The organism is Pseudomonas borbori, assembly GCF_900115555.1.
In the GTDB taxonomy this organism is placed as follows: Bacteria; Pseudomonadota; Gammaproteobacteria; order Pseudomonadales; family Pseudomonadaceae; genus Aquipseudomonas; species Aquipseudomonas borbori.
In genome coordinates, this window is record NZ_FOWX01000001.1 from 191,876 (window position 1) to 210,449 (window position 18,574).

At 64.1% G+C, this 18,574-nt stretch carries 16 protein-coding genes; 6 read left to right on the top strand and 10 right to left on the bottom strand.

Going from position 1 to position 18,574, the window contains the following annotated elements:
* Nucleotides 1–45: 45 nt before the first annotated feature.
* Both BM315_RS00775 and BM315_RS00780 read right to left on the bottom strand, forming a co-directional pair.
* A complete protein-coding gene (locus BM315_RS00775; protein ID WP_090496802.1) occupies nt 46–321 on the bottom strand; it encodes a hypothetical protein in 276 nt (91 codons plus the stop codon).
* Nucleotides 318–539 (bottom strand): hypothetical protein, encoded by a 222-nt coding sequence (locus BM315_RS00780; RefSeq protein ID WP_090496804.1) that lies wholly within the window; start codon nt 537–539, stop codon nt 318–320. Before BM315_RS00780 ends, BM315_RS00775 begins: the two co-directional genes overlap by 4 nt.
* A 131-nt stretch (nt 540–670) precedes the next feature.
* On the opposite strand from BM315_RS00780, the gene BM315_RS00785 reads away from it, so the two are divergent.
* The gene (locus BM315_RS00785) at nt 671–1,066 is read left to right on the top strand and encodes a helix-turn-helix domain-containing protein (protein ID WP_090496807.1); all 396 of its coding nucleotides are present in this window, start codon (nt 671–673) and stop codon (nt 1,064–1,066) included.
* Between the two features lie 280 nt (nt 1,067–1,346).
* On the opposite strand, the gene BM315_RS00790 is transcribed toward BM315_RS00785, so the two are convergent.
* Entirely contained in the window at nt 1,347–2,249 is a 903-nt protein-coding gene (locus BM315_RS00790) for a DUF6685 family protein (RefSeq protein ID WP_090496809.1), read from the bottom strand.
* 151 nt (nt 2,250–2,400) lie between these two features.
* Here BM315_RS00790 and BM315_RS00795 point away from each other — a divergent pair, with 151 nt between their 5' ends.
* Nucleotides 2,401–2,622, top strand: a complete 222-nt coding sequence (locus BM315_RS00795; RefSeq protein WP_090496812.1) for a DUF2835 family protein — start codon at nt 2,401–2,403, stop codon at nt 2,620–2,622.
* 115 nt (nt 2,623–2,737) lie between these two features.
* Nucleotides 2,738–3,766 (top strand): quinone-dependent dihydroorotate dehydrogenase, encoded by a 1,029-nt coding sequence (locus BM315_RS00800; protein WP_090496814.1) that lies wholly within the window; start codon nt 2,738–2,740, stop codon nt 3,764–3,766.
* Nucleotides 3,767–3,904: 138 nt separating this feature from the next.
* On the opposite strand, the gene rmf is transcribed toward BM315_RS00800, so the two are convergent.
* Entirely contained in the window at nt 3,905–4,120 is a 216-nt protein-coding gene (rmf, locus tag BM315_RS00805; protein ID WP_090496816.1) for a ribosome modulation factor, read from the bottom strand.
* A 439-nt stretch (nt 4,121–4,559) separates the two neighbouring features.
* Here rmf and rlmKL point away from each other — a divergent pair, with 439 nt between their 5' ends.
* Nucleotides 4,560–6,827 carry a bifunctional 23S rRNA (guanine(2069)-N(7))-methyltransferase RlmK/23S rRNA (guanine(2445)-N(2))-methyltransferase RlmL gene (rlmKL, locus tag BM315_RS00810; protein WP_090496817.1) on the top strand — a complete coding sequence of 756 codons (2,268 nt, stop codon included), beginning with the start codon at nt 4,560–4,562 and terminating at the stop codon, nt 6,825–6,827.
* 215 nt (nt 6,828–7,042) lie between these two features.
* On the opposite strand, the gene BM315_RS00815 is transcribed toward rlmKL, so the two are convergent.
* The 5 genes from BM315_RS00815 to BM315_RS00835 form a co-directional block, all read right to left on the bottom strand.
* The gene (locus tag BM315_RS00815) at nt 7,043–7,282 is read right to left on the bottom strand and encodes a YheU family protein (protein ID WP_090496819.1); all 240 of its coding nucleotides are present in this window, start codon (nt 7,280–7,282) and stop codon (nt 7,043–7,045) included.
* A gap of 337 nt (nt 7,283–7,619) precedes the next feature.
* The gene (locus BM315_RS00820; protein WP_090496821.1) at nt 7,620–10,370 is read right to left on the bottom strand and encodes a hybrid sensor histidine kinase/response regulator; all 2,751 of its coding nucleotides are present in this window, start codon (nt 10,368–10,370) and stop codon (nt 7,620–7,622) included.
* A 91-nt stretch (nt 10,371–10,461) separates the two neighbouring features.
* Nucleotides 10,462–11,652 carry an osmoprotectant NAGGN system M42 family peptidase gene (locus BM315_RS00825; RefSeq protein WP_090496823.1) on the bottom strand — a complete coding sequence of 397 codons (1,191 nt, stop codon included), beginning with the start codon at nt 11,650–11,652 and terminating at the stop codon, nt 10,462–10,464.
* A 96-nt stretch (nt 11,653–11,748) separates the two neighbouring features.
* Entirely contained in the window at nt 11,749–13,485 is a 1,737-nt protein-coding gene (gene ngg, locus BM315_RS00830; RefSeq protein WP_090496825.1) for an N-acetylglutaminylglutamine synthetase, read from the bottom strand.
* A 157-nt stretch (nt 13,486–13,642) separates the two neighbouring features.
* The gene (locus BM315_RS00835) at nt 13,643–15,412 is read right to left on the bottom strand and encodes an N-acetylglutaminylglutamine amidotransferase (RefSeq protein ID WP_090496827.1); all 1,770 of its coding nucleotides are present in this window, start codon (nt 15,410–15,412) and stop codon (nt 13,643–13,645) included.
* A gap of 111 nt (nt 15,413–15,523) precedes the next feature.
* On the opposite strand from BM315_RS00835, the gene BM315_RS00840 reads away from it, so the two are divergent.
* Complete coding sequence (locus BM315_RS00840; protein WP_090496829.1) at nt 15,524–15,997, top strand: MarR family winged helix-turn-helix transcriptional regulator; 474 nt, start codon at nt 15,524–15,526, stop codon at nt 15,995–15,997.
* Between the two features lie 94 nt (nt 15,998–16,091).
* Nucleotides 16,092–16,889, top strand: coding sequence for an acyl-CoA thioesterase (locus BM315_RS00845; RefSeq protein WP_090496831.1), 798 nt, complete (start codon nt 16,092–16,094; stop codon nt 16,887–16,889).
* A 98-nt stretch (nt 16,890–16,987) separates the two neighbouring features.
* On the opposite strand, the gene BM315_RS00850 is transcribed toward BM315_RS00845, so the two are convergent.
* Nucleotides 16,988–18,469 carry a methyl-accepting chemotaxis protein gene (locus BM315_RS00850; protein WP_090496833.1) on the bottom strand — a complete coding sequence of 494 codons (1,482 nt, stop codon included), beginning with the start codon at nt 18,467–18,469 and terminating at the stop codon, nt 16,988–16,990.
* Between the last annotated feature and the right edge of the window lie 105 nt (nt 18,470–18,574).

An 18,574-nucleotide genomic window follows, 5' to 3' on the forward strand; every position in this document is an offset into this window, starting at 1 on the left:
GGATACGCATCCAGCATCCGGCAGGCATGTCCGGGGCCCGTACCGCTATATCGGCTGCGGCGGGCACTCGCGCTGCGGCAGCTTGAAGTGATGCAGATTGCCGGGCAGCCAGCGGTAGTAGAAATAGAATTCAAAGAGCGCGGGGTGGCGGCAGGAGCAGAGGGTGAGGGCGCTCGTGTGCGTATCGGGACTGAAGTTCACATAGCCGATAGCCGAGAAGGGCTCGAAGATGGCACGTTCTTCCGCTTGCAGATGGATGATCTTGCCGCGCACCAGATCGGCGGCATGCAGGCATACTTGTGACAGGCAAACGGGCTTCATCCCTGAATCTCCTGGGGTGGGTCAAGGCGCTGGAGCAGCGCCTGCATATCGATCAGTCGGTGCCGGCCGAAACTGCGAGTGGGCAAAAGTCCCTCATCGCCCCATCGAGCCAGCAGTTTCTCCTGCTGCTGCAACCCTGCCAGTTCGGCGAATCGTCTTTGTGTGAGGTAGCGGGGGCAGCCAACGAACAGGTCGGGGGGCAGTTCTTCCACTTTCATGCGGCTTCCTGCACCATTACGGTCTCCGCGACCAGCCTGTTCCTGCCGGTGGTCTCTTTTATGTGTGGGCTGATTTACTAGCTGTTAGTAATTTAGTGATATCCGGGTTTTCCGTCAAGGCTGGATCAACGATGACCAAGAAGCGTTTTCTGTTCACTGCCGGTGAGCGTCTCCGAGGCTTGCGTGAGCTGATGGGGCTGAGTCGGCCGGCTTTCGCAGAAATCGTTGGAATAAAATCCAAGCGCCTGGAGAACATAGAGAACGGCTGGCAGAAGATGCACGACGAAGACTTCGAGAAGGTCTGCAGCGTGTTCGAGGAATTCAGTCGCTGGATTGCCTACGAAGGACCGGTCGATCGGCAGCCAATGGAACTCAAGGTGGCAGACTCCGCGCAGAAGGCGGCGGTTTACCTGGTCAAGTGCAATCCCGAGCTGCTCAACAACAGTGGTATTTCCCTGGCGGAGTGGCAGAGCCGCCACCAGGCGATGCTGGATGAGTTGAAGGACAGCGAAGACACGGCGAACTAAGCCTGTCGTGCCTTGCAACAGCCTGCGTACTTCGGCGTTTCCTTTGGCGGCCGCCCAGGATGGGTTAACCGCCACGCTAAATCCCTGGCAAGAGCACGGTTCAAGAGCGGCGTGCTGCGCAAGATCAGCACCGGAACCCGTAGCCTGGATGCAATCCGGGAGCGGTTCTGTCGGCGATGATGTTCCCCGGATTGCATCCGGCTACAAAAAATGCCGTTCACTTGGCTTAAATGAGCGGCATTGGGCTTGTGGGAAGCGACAGGTGATTGGTGTCGAGACACTAGCCCACGTGATCGCTGGACTCATGCGCCGCCAGCCCTTGCAGGTAGTGCACCACATCCGGCGCACCGGCCAGACACAGGCCTTCTCCCAGGGCTGTGGCTTCGGCTGAGTGCTTGGGCAGGAGGAGGAACTCTGGCGCGTCAGGGCTGCGCAGCAGCGACAGGCGGGCATACGGCAGGCCGGTATCGAGCAGTAGGCTCATGAACGCCGGGTCGCTCCAGGCGGCGCCGGGCATGGCCAGGACGTGATAGCGCCGCTGCAGTTCGCTCAGGCCGCTGCTGCTCAGGCGGTAACGGGACAGTTCGGCGGGTAAATTGATTTCCAGTTGGCGGCGGCGTGCATAGGCTACGGCGCAGGCGAAGGCTTCGCAGTGCTGCTCGCCGGCCCAGAACACCCGGTCGCCATGCCAGCTGGCCTGACGCAGGCTGATGCGTTCGCCGGCGAGAAAGCTCGGCAAGGCCAGGCTGATGGTTTTGACGAAGTCTTTGTAGCTGATGATGCGCACCTGGCGGCAGGCTGCGCTGGCGGCGTAATCCTCGAAGCTGGTGCAGTGGATCTGCTCGGGGTCGCAGTTGCTCAGCCCGTCGATCAGGCGCAGGTCGAACGAAGCCAGTTGTTGCTGTTGCACCTCGACGATTTGAATCAGTACGGCATGGGCCTGGGCTTTGTCTTCCTGTACCGGGCCGGACAGGGCGCCGCGTGGCAGTTCGACCAGGCGCTGCAGTGGCGGGCCTTCGAGCCAGCAGATGCTGTCGCGGGTCGCGGGCATGGCGTTGAACGGTAGGTGCAGGCGGCTGGCACGTTCCAGTATCAAGCGCGGCGCGCGACTGCTCAAACCCAGGCGCTCGATCAGGGCGGCAAGGCGTGAGCTGAGGGAGGAGGGTTGATCGAACAGGCTCATGAGCGGGTGCGAACTCCATGGACACCGGGGGCAAGTGTGGCAGAGCCGCAAGGCGGTTGCACAGGCTTTGCTGGGCAAAATCGCAGGTTCGGAGCGGAGCCTGGCTGTTGCTTGTGGCAAGATTGGCGCATTCATTTGCCCAGGTGTGTGCATGGCCAGTCTGTTGCTGGATCTCGCGTTATCTGCCGAGCGCCTGCGCGCGGTCTATCAGGGGCGGGCCAACCGCATCCTGGTACAGAGTCGTGACGGCAGGCGGGTCAGTGTGCCGGCCCATCATTTCAGGCCGTTTTTGACTCATGAAGGCATCTACGGCTGCTTCGAGCTGGAGTTCAACACGGCTGGCCAGTTGCTCAGCCTGCGCCGTCTGGACTGATGCGGCTTGCCGTTTCAGCTGGCGTTCGCTTGTGCCAGCTTCGCTCGCTAGCTGTTCTCCCGGCCTGTATAATCGCCGCCTTTGCGATTTCGCCATTATCGAGCTAAGCCTGCCCATGTATACCCTGGCCCGCCAGCTACTGTTCAAACTCTCCCCGGAGACTTCCCACGAGCTGACCATCGACCTGGTCGGGGCCGGCGGACGCCTGGGTCTCAATGGCCTGCTGTGCAAGGCGCCGGCGAGTTTGCCGGTCAAGCTGATGGGGTTGGAGTTCGCCAATCCGGTCGGTCTGGCGGCAGGTCTGGACAAGAACGGCGATGCCATCGACGGTTTCGCCCAGCTCGGTTTCGGTTTCGTCGAGATCGGTACCGTGACTCCGCGTCCGCAGCCGGGCAATCCCAAGCCGCGGCTGTTCCGTTTGCCGGAGGCCGAGGCGATCATCAATCGCATGGGCTTCAACAACCTCGGCGTCGACCATCTGCTGGCCAGGGTGCAGGCGGCCAAGTACCAAGGCGTGCTGGGCATCAATATCGGCAAGAACTTCGATACCCCGGTCGAGCGCGCGGTGGACGACTACCTGCTGTGCCTGGACAAGGTCTACGCCCACGCCAGCTACGTGACGGTCAACGTCAGCTCGCCGAATACCCCGGGCCTGCGCAGCCTGCAGTTCGGCGACTCGCTCAAGCAGCTGCTCGAAGCCTTGCGCCTGCGTCAGGAAGACCTGACCCGGGAGCATGGCAAGCGCGTGCCACTGGCCATCAAGATCGCCCCGGACATGAGCGACGAAGAAACCGTCGAAGTGGCCAGGGCGCTGGTCGAGGCCGGTATGGACGCGGTGATCGCCACCAACACCACCCTGGGCCGGGAAGGTGTTCAGGGGCTGGAGTTCGGCGATGAGGCTGGCGGGCTGTCCGGCGCACCGGTGCGTGACAAGAGCACCCATATCGTCGAGGTTCTGGCTGCGGAGCTGGCCGGGCGTTTGCCGATCATTGCCGTCGGCGGCATCACCGAAGGCAAGCATGCCGGCGAGAAGATCGCCGCCGGGGCGAGCCTGGTACAGATTTATTCCGGGTTCATTTACAGGGGGCCGGCATTGATCCGCGAAGCGGTGGATGCGATTGCCGGCTTGCCGCGCAAGGGCTGAGCGATAAGGTTGTTACGGCGAATGGTTAAAACCCCTGGCGTGGCAGGCAATAAAAAGGGCTCCCTGAGGGAGCCCCTGGGCTCTCGCCCGCCGCCCGGATGGGGCGTGCTTGATGAAGTCGGTGGTTCCTTGAGTCAGTTAGCCGACTGCGTTGAGTTCGTTGAGTCGATGGATACCGGCGGTGCCGGTCAGTCCGTCCCAGTTGTCACCGCGACCTTCGCGCCAGCCGTTTAACCAGGCTTGACGAACGGAAGGAAGGGTAAAAGGACACATTTCGCGGGATTTGCCATGGATGCCGTACTGGTAGCCGCGCAAAAAAGCTCTTTCTAACGGATCACGCTTAAGTCTTCTCATAGGGTGTTGCCCTCAATGTTGACTGTTATGTCCCTTAGACCTCGGCGACCTCGTCGCGAGGTCAGGCAGAAAGATCTGCCGGAGGAGAAAGCCGCTGCCGGCGTGGCGGTTCTACCTCACGCCCTCGTCGTTGCAACGAAGGCCTGGGTAGATTTCTATCGAATGCTTGGGTGCCTGGGAATGATCGTTTTGTCATAAGGAAGTAACACTTTTGCTGCTCAAGCCATAAGGCGACACGCAAAAGGTTCTGTTTCCTGGGACTACCACCCATGGCGCGGGCGTTTGCAGCCTGCGTGCTGGTGTTTCGCCACTGCGAAGCAGTCGCGGCGGTATGTTCCGTTTATTCCGATGAAGGGTCGCCTTGCGACGTTTTGTCACTTATTTTGGCCGTGTTGACTCGTTCGCCTGCCGTTTACTGCCTTAGGCACTGGATATTCCCATGTCGGATCGTTACGAACTCTTTCTCACCTGTCCCAAGGGTCTGGAAGGCTTGCTGCTCGAAGAAGCCGGCAACCTCGGGCTGGAGGAGGCGCGCGAGCATACGTCCGCCATTCGGGGCGTCGCCGGGATGGAGACGGCTTATCGCCTGTGCCTGTGGTCGCGCCTGGCCAACCGGGTATTGCTGGTGCTCAGGCGCTTCCCGATCCAGGACGCCGAAAGCCTGTACGAAGGTGTGCTGGAGGTCGACTGGTTCGAGCATCTGGAACCCAACGGCAGCCTGGCCGTGGAGTTCAGCGGCAATGGTTCGGGCATCGACAACACCCACTTCGGTGCGTTGAAGGTCAAGGATGCCATCGTCGACAAGTTGCGGCAGAAGGACGGCACGCGGCCGTCGATCGATAAGCTCAACCCGGACATGCGCGTGCACCTGCGTCTGGATCGCGGCGAGGCGATTCTGTCCCTCGACCTGTCCGGGCATAGCCTGCACCAGCGCGGTTATCGCCTGCAGCAGGGCGCTGCGCCGCTCAAGGAAAACCTCGCCGCCGCCGTGCTGCTGCGTGCCGGCTGGCCGCGCATCGCCGCCGAGGGCGGCGCCCTGGCCGACCCCATGTGCGGGGTCGGTACCTTCCTGGTGGAGGCGGCCATGATCGCCGCCGACATCGCACCGAACCTCAGGCGTGAGCAGTGGGGCTTCAGTCATTGGCTGGGTCATGTGCCGGCCTTGTGGAAGAAACTGCACGCCGAGGCCGAGCAGCGCGCGAGCGAAGGGCTGGCCAAGCCGCCGTTGTGGATTCGCGGTTACGAAGCCGATCCGCGCCTGATCCAGCCGGCGCGCAACAATATCGAGCGGGCCGGGCTGAGCGACTGGATCAAGGTCTACCAGGGCGAGTTGGCGACCTTCGAGCCGCGCCCGGACCAGAACCAGAAAGGCCTGGTGATCTGTAACCCGCCCTATGGCGAGCGCCTGGGCGATGAGGCCAGCCTGCTGTATCTCTATCAGAACCTCGGCGAGCGCCTGCGCCAGGCCTGCATGGGCTGGGAGGCGGCGGTGTTCACCGGCGCGCCGGACCTGGGCAAGCGCATGGGTATCCGCAGCCACAAGCAGTACGCGTTCTGGAACGGCGCGCTGCCGTGCAAGTTGCTGCTGATCAAGGTGCAGCCGGAGCAGTTCGTCACCGGCGAACGGCGCACCCCCGAGCAGCGCGAACGCGAGCGCGAACAGGCTGAGGCCGACAAGGCTGTGCTTGCGCCGCAAGAGCGCCAGTACAACAAGAACGGCAACCCGCTCAAGCCTGCGCCGGCACCTGTGGTCGAGCAGGCGCGCCTGAGCGAAGGCGGGCAGATGTTCGCCAATCGCCTGCAAAAAAACCTCAAGCAGCTGGGTAAATGGGCACGCAAGGAAGGCGTCGACTGCTATCGCCTGTACGACGCCGATATGCCGGAATATTCCATGGCGGTGGATTTGTATGGTGATTGGGTGCATGTGCAGGAATATGCCGCACCCAAGTCAATTGATCCCGAGAAAGCCAAGGCTCGTATGTTTGACGCCATAGCCGCGCTTCCGCAAACGCTGGGCGTCGACAAGAGCAAGGTGGTGATCAAGCGCCGTGAGCGTCAGAGCGGCACCAAGCAGTACCAGCGCCAGGCCACCCAGGGCCAGTTCGTGGAGGTCGGCGAAGGCGGGGTGAAGCTGCTGGTCAACCTCACCGACTACCTGGATACCGGGCTGTTCCTCGATCACCGACCGTTGCGCCTGCGCATCCAGCGTGAGGCCGCCGGCAAGCGCTTCCTCAACCTGTATTGCTACACCGCCACCGCGACCGTGCATGCGGCCAAGGGCGGCGCGCGCAGCACCACCAGCGTCGATTTGTCGAAGACCTACCTGGACTGGGCGCGGCGCAACCTGTCGCTCAATGGCTTCTCGGACAAGAACAGGCTGGAGCAGGCCGATGTGATGAGCTGGCTGGAGGAGGATCGCGGCGAGTACGAGCTGATCTTCATCGACCCGCCGACCTTCTCCAACTCCAAGCGCATGGACGGCGTGTTCGACATCCAGCGCGACCATGTGCAGTTGCTCGACCTGGCCATGGCCCGTCTGGCGCCGGGCGGGGTGCTGTATTTCTCCAACAACTTCCGCAAGTTCCAGCTCGATGAAGGGCTGGCGGCACGCTACGGAGTGGAGGAAATCAGCGCCGCGACCCTGGATCCGGACTTCGCCCGCAACCCGAAAATCCACCGTGCCTGGCGTTTGACCGCGCAAGGCTGAGAGCGGCTGGCGGGCATCTTGACGTGACGCGCTAGGCGCTGCCTCGATGCTTCGGGCACCTCGCGATCAGGGTGTATATGGACTCAGGCAGTGCACCGATGGTTCGTCTGGCGGGCTGTCGCTGTGCTGCGCTGCGAGCGGACGGCGCCCAGGCCGCCCTACGACCTAGGTTGCAAACCAGAAGCGCATCACGCCCGAACGGGCTGATGCGCCTGTCACTCGTAGAGCGCTTGCAGCCACTCCTTGGGTACGTCGCGCTTCAGGGCCAACTGGCATTGCTGGCTTTGCGGGTCGAAGACGATGACCGCCTCGCCTTGGTCGAGGGCGCGGCGCACCCGTTGGACGCGGGTCTGCAGTGGGGTTTCATCGCCGTTGTCGGTGCCCTCGCGGGTGACGAAGTCTTCGATCAGGTGGGTGAGGGTGTCGGCTTCGAGCAGGGATGCGGGGATCAGCACGGTTCGTTTCTCCAGAACGCAGCGGCGATGCTAACGCGCCCTGGGCGTGCTGGCCATGGCTGCTGGTCTGTTGAGAATGGCTAGGCCTCAGTTAGCTGTTCGTTCAGAAGAGCAACAGAGTCCGAGTGGTGGGGCACCGGCCGCCTTCGCGGTTCGCAGTTGTGCGCAGCGACTCTTGTAGGCGCGGATTTATCCGCGAAGCTTGGAGGGCTTGCCTCCCACAGAAGTTTGCGGCGGGTGCGATTGGTTGCTTGCCTCGGTCTGGGTGGGGTGCGACTATTTTCGCTGCTGAAACTGCCCTCATGGGGGGTGAGTGGGTGCTGTTGGGGCGTGTTCCTTAGTTATCGAGTGTCTGCCCGAGCAGATAACGCTCGAGGGTGGCGTAGAGCTGGGCGCTGTCCAGTGGCTTGCCGAGAAAGTCGTCCATACCGACATCCATGCCATGCTGGCGGTGTTCGTCGAGGGTGTGCGCGGTCAGGGCGAGGATGGGCACCGCCGCGAGCTTCTGCTGCCGCTCCAGCTGGCGAATTTTATCGGTCGCTGCGAAGCCGTCCATGACCGGCATTTCACAGTCCATCAGGATCAGTTGTATCGCCGCCGGGTCGCGCTGGTATTCGTTGAGTGCGGCCAGTCCATTGGTCACCAGGCGCACGTTATAGTCGCGTTTCTTCAGCAAGCCTTGCACCACCAGCTGGTTAACCGGGTTGTCTTCGGCGACCAGGATGCATGGGGCTGCCTCCGGGCCGGGGCGTGCGGCACGCGGCAGGCTGCGCACTTCGGCGCGGGGTTCTGCATAGAGTTCGACCAGCGTGGCACGCAGGGCGCTGACCGTCAGCGGTTGCGCCAGGCTGAGCAGGCGCAGGCTGGTGCTGGTTGGCAGTTGCTGGCATTGCTGCGGCGGGCAGAGCAGCAAGATGCGCTGGCCGGGTTGCAGGTACGGGGCCAGCGAGTCCAGCCAGTGGCTGGCGCTGCCGGGCCAGGGCGACATCAGCACCAGCAGTGGCGCGACGGCGAAGTCTTCCAGGTAGATGTGCAACTTGTCCGGGTTTTGGCAGTGTTCGGTACGCATGCCCCAGCGTCCGAGCAGGCGGCTCAGGGCGCCCAGGCCGAGGCTGTCGAGCGAGCAGAGCAGGGCGGCGCGGCCCTTGAGCAGCAGGCCCAGGGCATCGGCTTCGCCTGCCTGGTCGTCGAGAGGGATGTCGAAGGCGAAGCACGTGCCCTGGCCTGGCGTGCTCTGAACTTCGATGCGGCCGTGCATCATTTCCACCAGTTCCTTGCTGATGGCCAGGCCCAGGCCGCTGCCGCCATAGCGCCGGGTGGTGCTGGAGTCGCCCTGGGAGAAGGACTCGAAGAGCCTGGCTTGATTCTGCGGGTCAATGCCGGCGCCGCTGTCGCTTACCGAGAACAGCAGATGAGCCTGGCCGAGCGAGTCGCTGCGGCGGCAGATATTTACCGCGACATGACCCGTGTCGGTGAACTTCAGGGCGTTGCTCAGCAGGTTCATCAGCACCTGCTTGACCCGGGTCGGATCGCCGCGGATGCAGCGCGGCACGCCCGCATCCAGGCTGATGTAGAGGCGCAACTGTTTGTCCAGCGCTTGCCCGGTGAACAGGCTGAGGGTGTCGGAGGTCAGCTGTTCGAGGTCGAAGTCGATGTGTTCCAGGCTGAGCTTGCCGGATTCGATCCGTGCGTAGTCGAGGATGTCGTTGATCACCGCCATCAAGGAGCTGCCGGAGCTGGAGATGGTGTCGACATAGAAGCGTTGGCTGCGATCCAGCGAGGTTTCGCGCAGCAGTTGCAGCATGCCCAGCACGCCGTTGAGCGGAGTGCGGATCTCGTGGCTCATCATGGCCAGGAAGCGGCTCTTGGCCTGGTTTTCGATCTCCGCCTGTTCGGCGGCGCGACGCGAGCGGAAGCCTTCCTCCTTGAGGCTGTTGATGCGATCGGCCAGACCGATGGACAGGGTGATCAGTTCGATGGTCACGCCGACTTTGACCACCGCGGCGCCGTACAGGCCGAACAGTTCGACCCCCAGCGAACCCGAGGTGGCGATGATGAACGAGGCCAGCAGAATGCCCCAGGCGAGGATGTAGTAGGAGCCGTAACGCAAGCCCCGGCGCCAGACATGGGCGCCGCTGAGCAGCAGCACCAGGGAGACCGCCAGCACGGTCAGGCTGGCCAGGATATTCCAGGCCTGCAGGCCGATCAGCGGCAGCGACAGCAGGCAGCCGAGGGTGGCCAGCATGAACAGGCGCAGGCCCAGGTCGAGGCGTGGGAAGTGCTGCCGGGTATGCAGGAAATGGCGGCTGAACTGGCTGGCGCTCAGGCAGTGGAGGAACATCAGGATGTAGATGCCGATCGACTGCAGGCCGACGTAGTGCGGCAGCAATTTGAACAGCATGCCGTCGAAGCTGGCGCTGAACAGGCCGATATTCAGGCTGTAGACCAGGTACCAGAAATAGGCCGATTCGCGTAGCGAGATAAACAGGAACAGGTTGTAGCAGAACATCGCGAACAGCACGCCGTAGAAGGCACCGTTGATGCCCATGAGGTTTTCCTGGGCGGCCGCGCTGGCGTTGTGGGTGCTGAAGTATAGCGGCACGAATACCGTGCTGCTGGTATCCACGCGTACCAGCAGGCTGTTGTCGCCCGGGGGCAGGGTTACCGGAAACCAGAAGTTGCGCACCTGCACCGGACGCTGGGTGAAGGGGTAGCGGTCGCCACTCTCCTGCATGCGCCAATTACCGTCGCTGCCGCTCAGGTAGATCCGGATATGATCGAGCAGCGGGTAATTGGCTTCCAGATAGCCGCTCAGATCCTGCGTCAGGCTGTTGTGCAGGCGCACCTTGAACCACCAGACCGAAGGGTTCTTGCCGAGGTTGGCGTGGTCGCCCTGAATCCGTTCGAAGCGTTCGTCGTCCAGGGCGCTGACCTGTTCGAGGGTCAGGTTGCCCTGTGGGTCTTGCAGGTAGCCCATGCTGGCGCCGAGGGACAGGCGCAGTTCCGGCCTGTCCAGCTCCGCGGGTAATAACGCCCAGGTTGGGCCACAAAGACAGAGCAACAGCAGCGCCAGGCACATCCGCGGCATCCCGCGCCCCCCCATTATCGTGATTGGGGCGCGTGAAACAGGCCGCGCCAACATCCCCAGTCGGCCACTTTGCCCGGATGTGGGCGGGCCTTCAAGCGTCCTTGTCGCGCTGGCCGAGCAGGCTGTCGACGGTCGGCACGCGGGTATCGCTTGCCATCTGCGCATCGTGTTCCAGCTGATGGCTGAAGCGCTCCAGCGAACCCTGGGCCGGTTGCGCGTCGCTGGCGAACACCGGCGGGCTGAGCAGGTAGGCGCCGAGCAGCCGGGTGAGTGCCGCCAGGCTGTCGATATGGGTGCGTTCGTAGCCGTGGGTGGCATCGCAACCGAAGGCCAGCAAGGCGGTACGGATGTCATGGCCGGCGGTGACGGCCGACTGCGTGTCGCTGTGGTAGTAGCGGAACAGATCGCGGCGCACCGGGATCTCGTTGGCGCCGGCCAGGTGCAGCAGGTGCCTGGACAGGTGATAGTCGTAGGGACCGCCGGAGTCCTGCATGGCCACGCTGACCGTGTGCTCGCTGGACTGCTGGCCGGACGCGACCGGGGCGATGTCGATGCCGACGAACTCGCTGACATCCCAGGGCAGCACGGCGGCGGCGCCGGAGCCGACTTCCTCGGTGATGGTGAACAGCGGATGGCAGTCGATTTCCGCTTCCAGGCCACTTTCCTTGATGGCCTTGAGCGCCGTGAGCAGGGCGGCGACGCCGGCCTTGTCATCCAGGTGGCGGGCGCTGATGTGGCCGCTGTCGGTGAACTCCGGCAATGGATCGAAGGCCACGAAATCGCCCACCGAGAGGCCCAGTGACTCGCAGTCGGCGCGGGTGCTGGCGTAGGCGTCCAGGCGCAGTTCGACGTGATCCCAACTGATCGGCAGTTGATCCACCTCGGTATTGAAGGCATGTCCCGAGGCCAGCAGCGGCAGCACGCTGCCGCGGATCACCCCGTGATCGGTGAATACGCTGACCCGGCTGCCTTCGGCGAAGCGGCTCGACCAGCAGCCCACCGGGGCCAGACCCAGGCGACCGCTGTCTTTCAGCTCGCGGACAATCGCACCTATGGTGTCTAGGTGGGCCGACACCGCGCGATCCGGGCTGCTTTGCTTGCCTTTCAAGGTGCCGCGGATGGTGCCGCGGCGGGTCATCTCGAAGGGGATGCCGATCTCTTCCAGACGCTCGGCGACGTAGCGCACTATGGTGTCGGTGAAACCTGTAGGGCTGGGAATGGCGAGCATTTCCAGGAGGATCCTCTGCAGGTAAGCGAGATCCGGTTCGGGGAGTTTCTGCATTAACGTCTCCTTGCGAAATTGGTCGGAGCGGCCTGCCGCATGCACCTGATCCGCTATCTACCCGCTCCGGACTGCGCCGTACAACTCAACCGAGGCTCAATCCACCTGGCTGAGCGGGAACAGCAGGTCGATAAAGCGCTCGGCGGTCGGTTGCGGCTGGTGGTTGGCCAGGCCGGCGCGCTCGTTGGCTTCGATGAACACGTGGTCGGGCTGGTCGGCTGCCGGCACCAGCAGGTCGAGGCCGACCACCGGGATGTCCAGGGCGCGCGCGGCCTTGACCGCCGCGTCGGCCAGCGCCGGGTGGAGAATCGCGGTGACGTCCTCGAGGCAGCCGCCGGTGTGCAGGTTGGCGGTCTTGCGCACGGCCAGGCGCTGGCCCTGGGGCAGCACGCTGGCATAGTCGACGCCGGCGGCATGAAGGGTGCGCAGAGTCTCGGCGTCCTTGGGGATGCGGCTCTCGCCGCCGGTGGCGGCCTGGCGGCGGCGGCTCTGGGCGTCGATCAGGTCGCCGATGCAGTGACGGCCGTCGCCGATGACTTCGGCCGGGCGGCGGATGGCGGCGGCGACCACCTCGAAGCCGATCACCAGGATGCGCAGGTCGAGACCCTCGTGGAAGCTTTCCAGCAGCACCCGGCTGTCGAAGACCTGGGCGCGCTCGATGGCGTCCTGCACCTCGGCCGGGCTGCGCAGATCGACCGCCACGCCCTGGCCCTGTTCGCCGTCCACCGGCTTGACCACCAGGCTGCCATGCTCGACGAGGAAGGCCGCGTTCTCTTCGGCGCTGCCGGCCAGGCGCTGGGCCGGCAGGCTCAGGCCGGCGCGGCTGAGGGCGCGGTGGGTCAGACGCTTGTCCTGGCACAGGGTCATGCTCACCGCGCTGGTCAGGTCGCTCAGCGATTCGCGGCAGCGGATGCGCCGGCCGCCGTGGCTGAGGGTGAACAGTCCTGCTTCAGCATCGTCCACCTGCACTTCGATGCCGCGGCGCAGGGCTTCGTCGACGATGATCCGCGCGTAGGGATTGAGGTCCGCCTCGGGACCGGGACCGAGGAACAGCGGCTGGTTGATGCTGTTCTTGCGCTTGATGCTGAAGGTCTGCAGCTCGCGAAAGCCCAGCTTGGCGTAGAGTCCCTTGGCCTGGCGATTGTCGTGCAGCACCGACAGGTCGAGGTAGCTCAGGCCGCGGCTCATGAAGTGTTCGACCAAGTGGCGCACCAGCACTTCGCCGACCCCGGGCCTGCTGCTGCGCGGGTCGACTGCCAGGCACCAGAGGCTGCTACCGTGTTCCGGGTCGCGATAGGCCTTGTGGTGGTTGAGGCCCATGACGCTGCCGATCACCGTGCCGCTGTCCTCGTCCTCGGCCAGCCAGTACACCGGCCCGCCCTGATGGCGTGGGGTGAGTTTGCCCGGGTCGAGCGGCAGCATGCCGCGCATCTGGTACAGGCAGTTGATCGCCTGCCAGTCCTCGGGATTCTGCGCGCGGCGGATGCGGTAGCCGCGAAAGCCGCTGTGCGCCGGGCGGTAGTCGCTGAACCACAGGCGCAGGGTGTCCGAGGGATCGAGGAATAATTGCTGCGGCGCCTGCGCCAGCACCTGCTGCGGGGCGGCGACGTACAGGGCGATATCGCGCTCGCCCGCTCGCTCGGCCAGCAGTTCGTGCGCCAGTTCGGCGGCATCGGGGTAGGTATGGCCGATCAGCAGGCGGCCCCAGCCGCAATGCACGGCCAGGGGTTGGCAGGGTTCGGTCCCGTGATCCTCGGCGAAGCGGGCTTGCAGGCGCTCGTAGGAGGGCGACTGGCCGCGTAGAAGACGTTGATTGAAGGCAGTGGCGCGCATTGGCGAAGTGTCCTTTGCTATCTGCAGCGCCCGGATTGGTTCCGGGTCGTGAATGGGGTCGTGACATCCCCGGATGGCGTCCGGGCTACGGCGACGGCACGCGCTCCACAGGGGAGCTCTGTAGGGTGGATGTCGCTTTTTACATCCACCCTACGCGTTACAGGCCTTGCTCGCTCAGCCACAGGTTGAGCGCCGCCAGCTGCCACAGCTTGGAACCGCGCAACGGCGTGAGCTGGCCGTGCGGGTCGGTCAGCAGGCGGTCGAGCATGGCCGGGTTGAACAGCCCGCGATCCTGGCTCGGGTCGACCAGCAGCTCGCGCACCCAGCCCAGCGTTGCGCCTTCCAGGTGCTTGAGGCCGGGCACCGGGAAGTAGCCTTTCTGACGGTCGATCACCTCGGCGGGAATCACCTGGCGCGCCGCTTCCTTGAGCACGTGCTTGCCGCTGTTGGGCAGTTTGAAACGTGCGGGAATGCGCGCGGACAGCTCGGCCAGGCGGTAGTCGAGGAACGGCGTGCGCGCCTCCAGACCCCAGGCCATGGTCATGTTGTCGACCCGCTTGACCGGATCGTCGACCAGCATCACCGTGCTGTCCAGGCGTAACGCCTTGTCCACCGCGGCAATGGCGCCGGGCTGGGCAAAGTGCTGGCGAACGAACTCGCCGGCACAGTCGTCGGTCAGCCATGCGGGCTGCACGCAGGCGGCGTACTCGTCGTGGTCGCGGTCGAAGAATGCCTGGCGGTAGGCGGCGAAGGCATCTGCGGCACCGTCCACCAGCGGATACCAATGATAGCCGGCGAACAGTTCGTCGGCGCCCTGGCCGCTTTGCACCACCTTGCAGTGCTTGGCCACCTCGCGCGACAGCAGGTAGAAGGCGATGCAGTCGTGGCTGACCATCGGCTCGCTCATGGCGCGGAAGGCGGCGGGCAGTTGTTCGAGGATCTCGTTCTCGCCGATGCGCAGCTGGTGGTGGCGGGTCGTGAAGCGCTCGGCGATCAGGTCGGAATACTGGAACTCGTCGCCGCGCTCGCCGCCGCCATCCTCGAAGCCGATGGAGAAGGTCGACAGCTGTTCCACTCCGGCCTCGCGCAGCAGGCCGACCAGCAGGCTGGAGTCGACCCCGCCGGACAGCAGCACGCCGACTTCCACCGCCGCACGCTGGCGGATCGACACCGCCTCGCGCATGCCGTCGAGCACGCGTTCGCACCAGTCCTCCAGGTCGAAGGCGATTTCATCGCGGCGCGGGCCGAACTCCAGGTTCCACCAGGTCTGCTGTTCGCAGTTGCCCTGGGCGTCGATGCGCATCCAGCTGGCTGCCGGCAGTTTCTCCACGCCGGCGAGGATGGTGCGTGGCGCCGGCACCACGGCATGAAAATTCAGGTAGTGGTTGAGCGCGATGGGATCGAGGGTCTTGCCGATATCGCCGCCTTGCAGCAGGGCCGGCAGGGTTGAGGCGAAGCGCAGGCGCTGGCCGGTGCGCGACAGGTACAAGGGTTTGACCCCAAGACGATCCCTGGCGATGAACAGTTGCTGGCTGTCACGTTCCCACACGGCGAAGGCGAACATGCCGTTGAGCCTGGGCAGCAGGTCCGTGCCCCAGGCGTGATAACCCTTGAGCAGCACCTCGGTGTCGCCACCGGAGAAGAAACGGTAGCCGAGGCCTTGCAGCTCGGCACGCAGTTCCGGGTAGTTGTAGATGGCGCCATTGAATACCATCGACAGGCCGAGCTCGCTGTCGACCATCGGTTGGCCGGAGGCTTCGGCCAGATCCATGATTTTCAGCCGGCGGTGGCCGAGGGCGATCGGCCCCTGACTGTGAAAGCCGTGGGCATCGGGGCCCCGGGGGGCCAGGTGGTGGGTGATTCGCTCGACCGCAGCCAAATCGGCCGGGCGTTGATCAAAACGCAGTTCTCCAGCTATTCCGCACATATGTTCCTTACCGGTTTGTCCGTTGGGGAGTGGTCCGGGCTTGCCGAACCTTTTACAGGGAAACAAATAAATGATTTCATGTCAAAGCGATAACTCGGTTTAAAGGCATATATGACAGATAAAATAGTTTCTACTGAAATAGATTTGTCATCTGTGGTGGCCCTCGATCTGCCGATTTTCCAGGCGCTCAGGCGCCTGCAGCAGGCCGGCGAGGTGCATGCCAAGCGCCTGGCCCGTTTCGGCGGGCTGACGCCCATGCAGCTGATGATCCTGCAGGTGTTGGCCGGTGAGGCGCGCTTGACCGCCAGCGACCTGAGTGGGCGGGTCAGTCTGACCGCGGCGACTCTCTCGGGCATGCTCGATCGTCTCGAGGAGCGCGGCCTGTTGCAGCGCCAGCGCGACGACCAGGATCGCCGGCGCCAGTGGTTGCTGCTCAGCGAGGCCGGCCGCGAACTGGTTCAGCAGGCGCCGACCCTGCTGCCACCGGAGTTTCGCCAGCGCTTGGCCGTGCTCAAGGAGTGGGAGCGGCACAGCCTGACCGCCGCGCTGCTGCGGGCGGCGGAACTGTGCGGCGAGATGGAGTGAGTGCCATTTGCTCGCGTCAATTGGCCGGAACGCCGTTTTGCCCCACCGTGTATTTCCCCTAAGATCATCCGCTGTCGGTGTCTTTGAGGTGGTTATGGTCTTTTCCGAGTTGCTCCAGGCGGTTCGCACCAACCCGCAGGCCGTGGTAATTCCGCCCGCCTGGGCGCAGGGGCGGGCCAGTTTCGGTGGCTTGATGGCCGCGCTGGTGTATGAGTCCATGCGTGCTCAGGTTCCGGCAGGACGGCCACCGCGTTCGCTGGCGATCACTTTCGTCGGCCCGGCCGAGCCGGATGTGCCGGTGAGTTTCCAGGTCGAGCTGCTGCGTGAGGGCAAGGCGGTCAGCCAGGTGTTGGGCCGTGCAGTGCAGAACGGTCAGGTGGTGACCCTGGTGCAAGGCAGTTTCGGTGCGCCACGCCAGTCGGCGATAGAGGTCGTCGCCGACCCCGCTCCACAGATCAAACCGGTCGAGGATTGCCCGGAACTCACCTATGTGCGCAATGTGACACCGGCGTTCACTCGTTTCCTGGCCATGCGCTGGGGCATCGGCGGTATGCCCTTCAGCAACAATCCCTCGCGGGAAATGGGTGGCTGGGTGCGCTTGCGCGAGGAGGGCGAGGCTCAGGCTGTCAGCGAGGCGCACCTGCTGGCCCTGGTCGATGCCTGGCCGCCGGCAGTGCTGGCGCACTTGAGCAAACCGGCGCCGGGTAGTTCGTTGACCTGGACCATCGAGTTCATCCAGCCCGTCGCTGCGTTGAATAGCCGCGACTGGTGCCTCTACCGCGCACAGATCGAACACGCCCGCGACGGCTATGGGCATATCGCCGCCGCCTTGTGGGGGCCGCGTGGGGAGTTGCTGGCGATCAGCCGGCAGACGGTCGCGGTGTTCGGTTAAACAGGGCAAAAAACACCATAACCCGCCCAAGCTCCAGCGCAATCCGCAGCCGATTCCCGGATTGCACCGCGTGCCACGTTTTATCCATGTTCCTGCTGCTACAGCTTGAGCTGGCGGATGGCCTTGTTCAGTTCCCCGGCCAAGGCCGCCAGCTCGGAGCTGGTGGTGGCGGAGCCTGTGGTTTGCTGGACGGTTTGTTCGGTGACGTCGCGAATGCTCACGATGGAGCGGTTCATTTCTTCGGCCACCTGGCTCTGCTGCTCGGCGGCCACTGCAATCTGGGTGTTGCTCTCGCGCATCTGCGCCACCGAGCCGGTGATGGCGAGCAGTGCCTGGCCTGCTTCGTGGGCCTGTTGCACGCAGTCGTCGGCCTTGAGCGAGCTTTCCTGCATGAACTCGACGGCATCGCGGGTGCCGCTTTGCAGGGAGGTGATCATCAGGGTGATTTCATCGGTTGAGACCTGCACGCGTTTGGCCAGATTGCGTACCTCGTCGGCCACCACCGCAAAGCCGCGGCCCATCTCGCCGGCGCGCGCAGCCTCGATGGCGGCATTGAGGGCGAGCAGGTTGGTCTGTTCGGCAATGCCATGAATCTCGCTGACGACGCCACTGATTTTCTGACTGTCGACGGCCAGTTGCTGGATCATTTGCGCGGTCTGTTGCACGCCGCTGGACAGCCCGGCAATCGACTGACCAACCCGGTCGACCACTTGCTGGCCGCTGCCGGCCAGCTGCTCGGCGTTTTTTGACTGGTCGCGGGTGTCCGCCGTGTGCTGAGCGATATGGTGCACGGTGGTGGACATCTCGTTGATCGCGGTGGCGGCCTGTTCCGTCTCGCTTTGCTGGTCGAGCATGCCCTGGCGCACGTCGCGCATGCTTACCGCCATGCGCTCGGCGCCTTCGTCCAGGCGTGCAGCGGTCTGCGCAACGATCCCGACTACACGTTGGTAACCGGCCTGCATGGCATTGAAGGCCGTGGCCATCTGGCCGACTTCGTCACGGCAGTCGAGCGGCACGCGGGCCGCCAGGTCGCCGCTTTTTTCTACCTGCAGCATCACATCCTTGAGGGTGTTGAGATGGCTCAGCAGGAAGTGGATCAGCAGTTGCGAGGCGGCCAGCAGGGCCAGCATCAACAGGGCGACAACCAGCGCGTAACTCAGCGCGCGCTCGGCGATCACCTGCGTCAGGCTGGGCGCATGGGCCAGTACGGCGAGGCGTTGGCCCTGGCCCAGATCGATGACCTCGGCGCCGATCAGGCTGTCATGCGTCGACAGCGGGTCCTGCTGCATGTCTACCCAGCCGCGCGCCCGGCTCAGACTGGCACCCTGGTTGTTGGCCAGCGGCGGCGTCTGGCCATCGGCAAATTGCAGCAGTTGCGTTCCGCCAGGCAGCGGCTGACCCGCCGGCCAGGCACTCAGGAGTCTGGCCTGCGTCTGCGCGGCACTCTTGGCCGCGTCGACGCGTACCTGTTGTTCGAGTTGCAGGGCGTACAGCACCAGCAGCAGGGTGGTGAAGAAGGCCACGGCGTTGACGGCCCAGAATTTGTATTTGAGAGAGAGGTCGCGAACCCAAGTGCCCATAGATGTCTTCTTCTGATAGCGGTGAAAGCAGTTTGGCAAAGTGCCACTACTGTCTCGCGAAACTGCCCTGCGCCTGTTGATCTCTATCAACAGGACGCTCCGTCC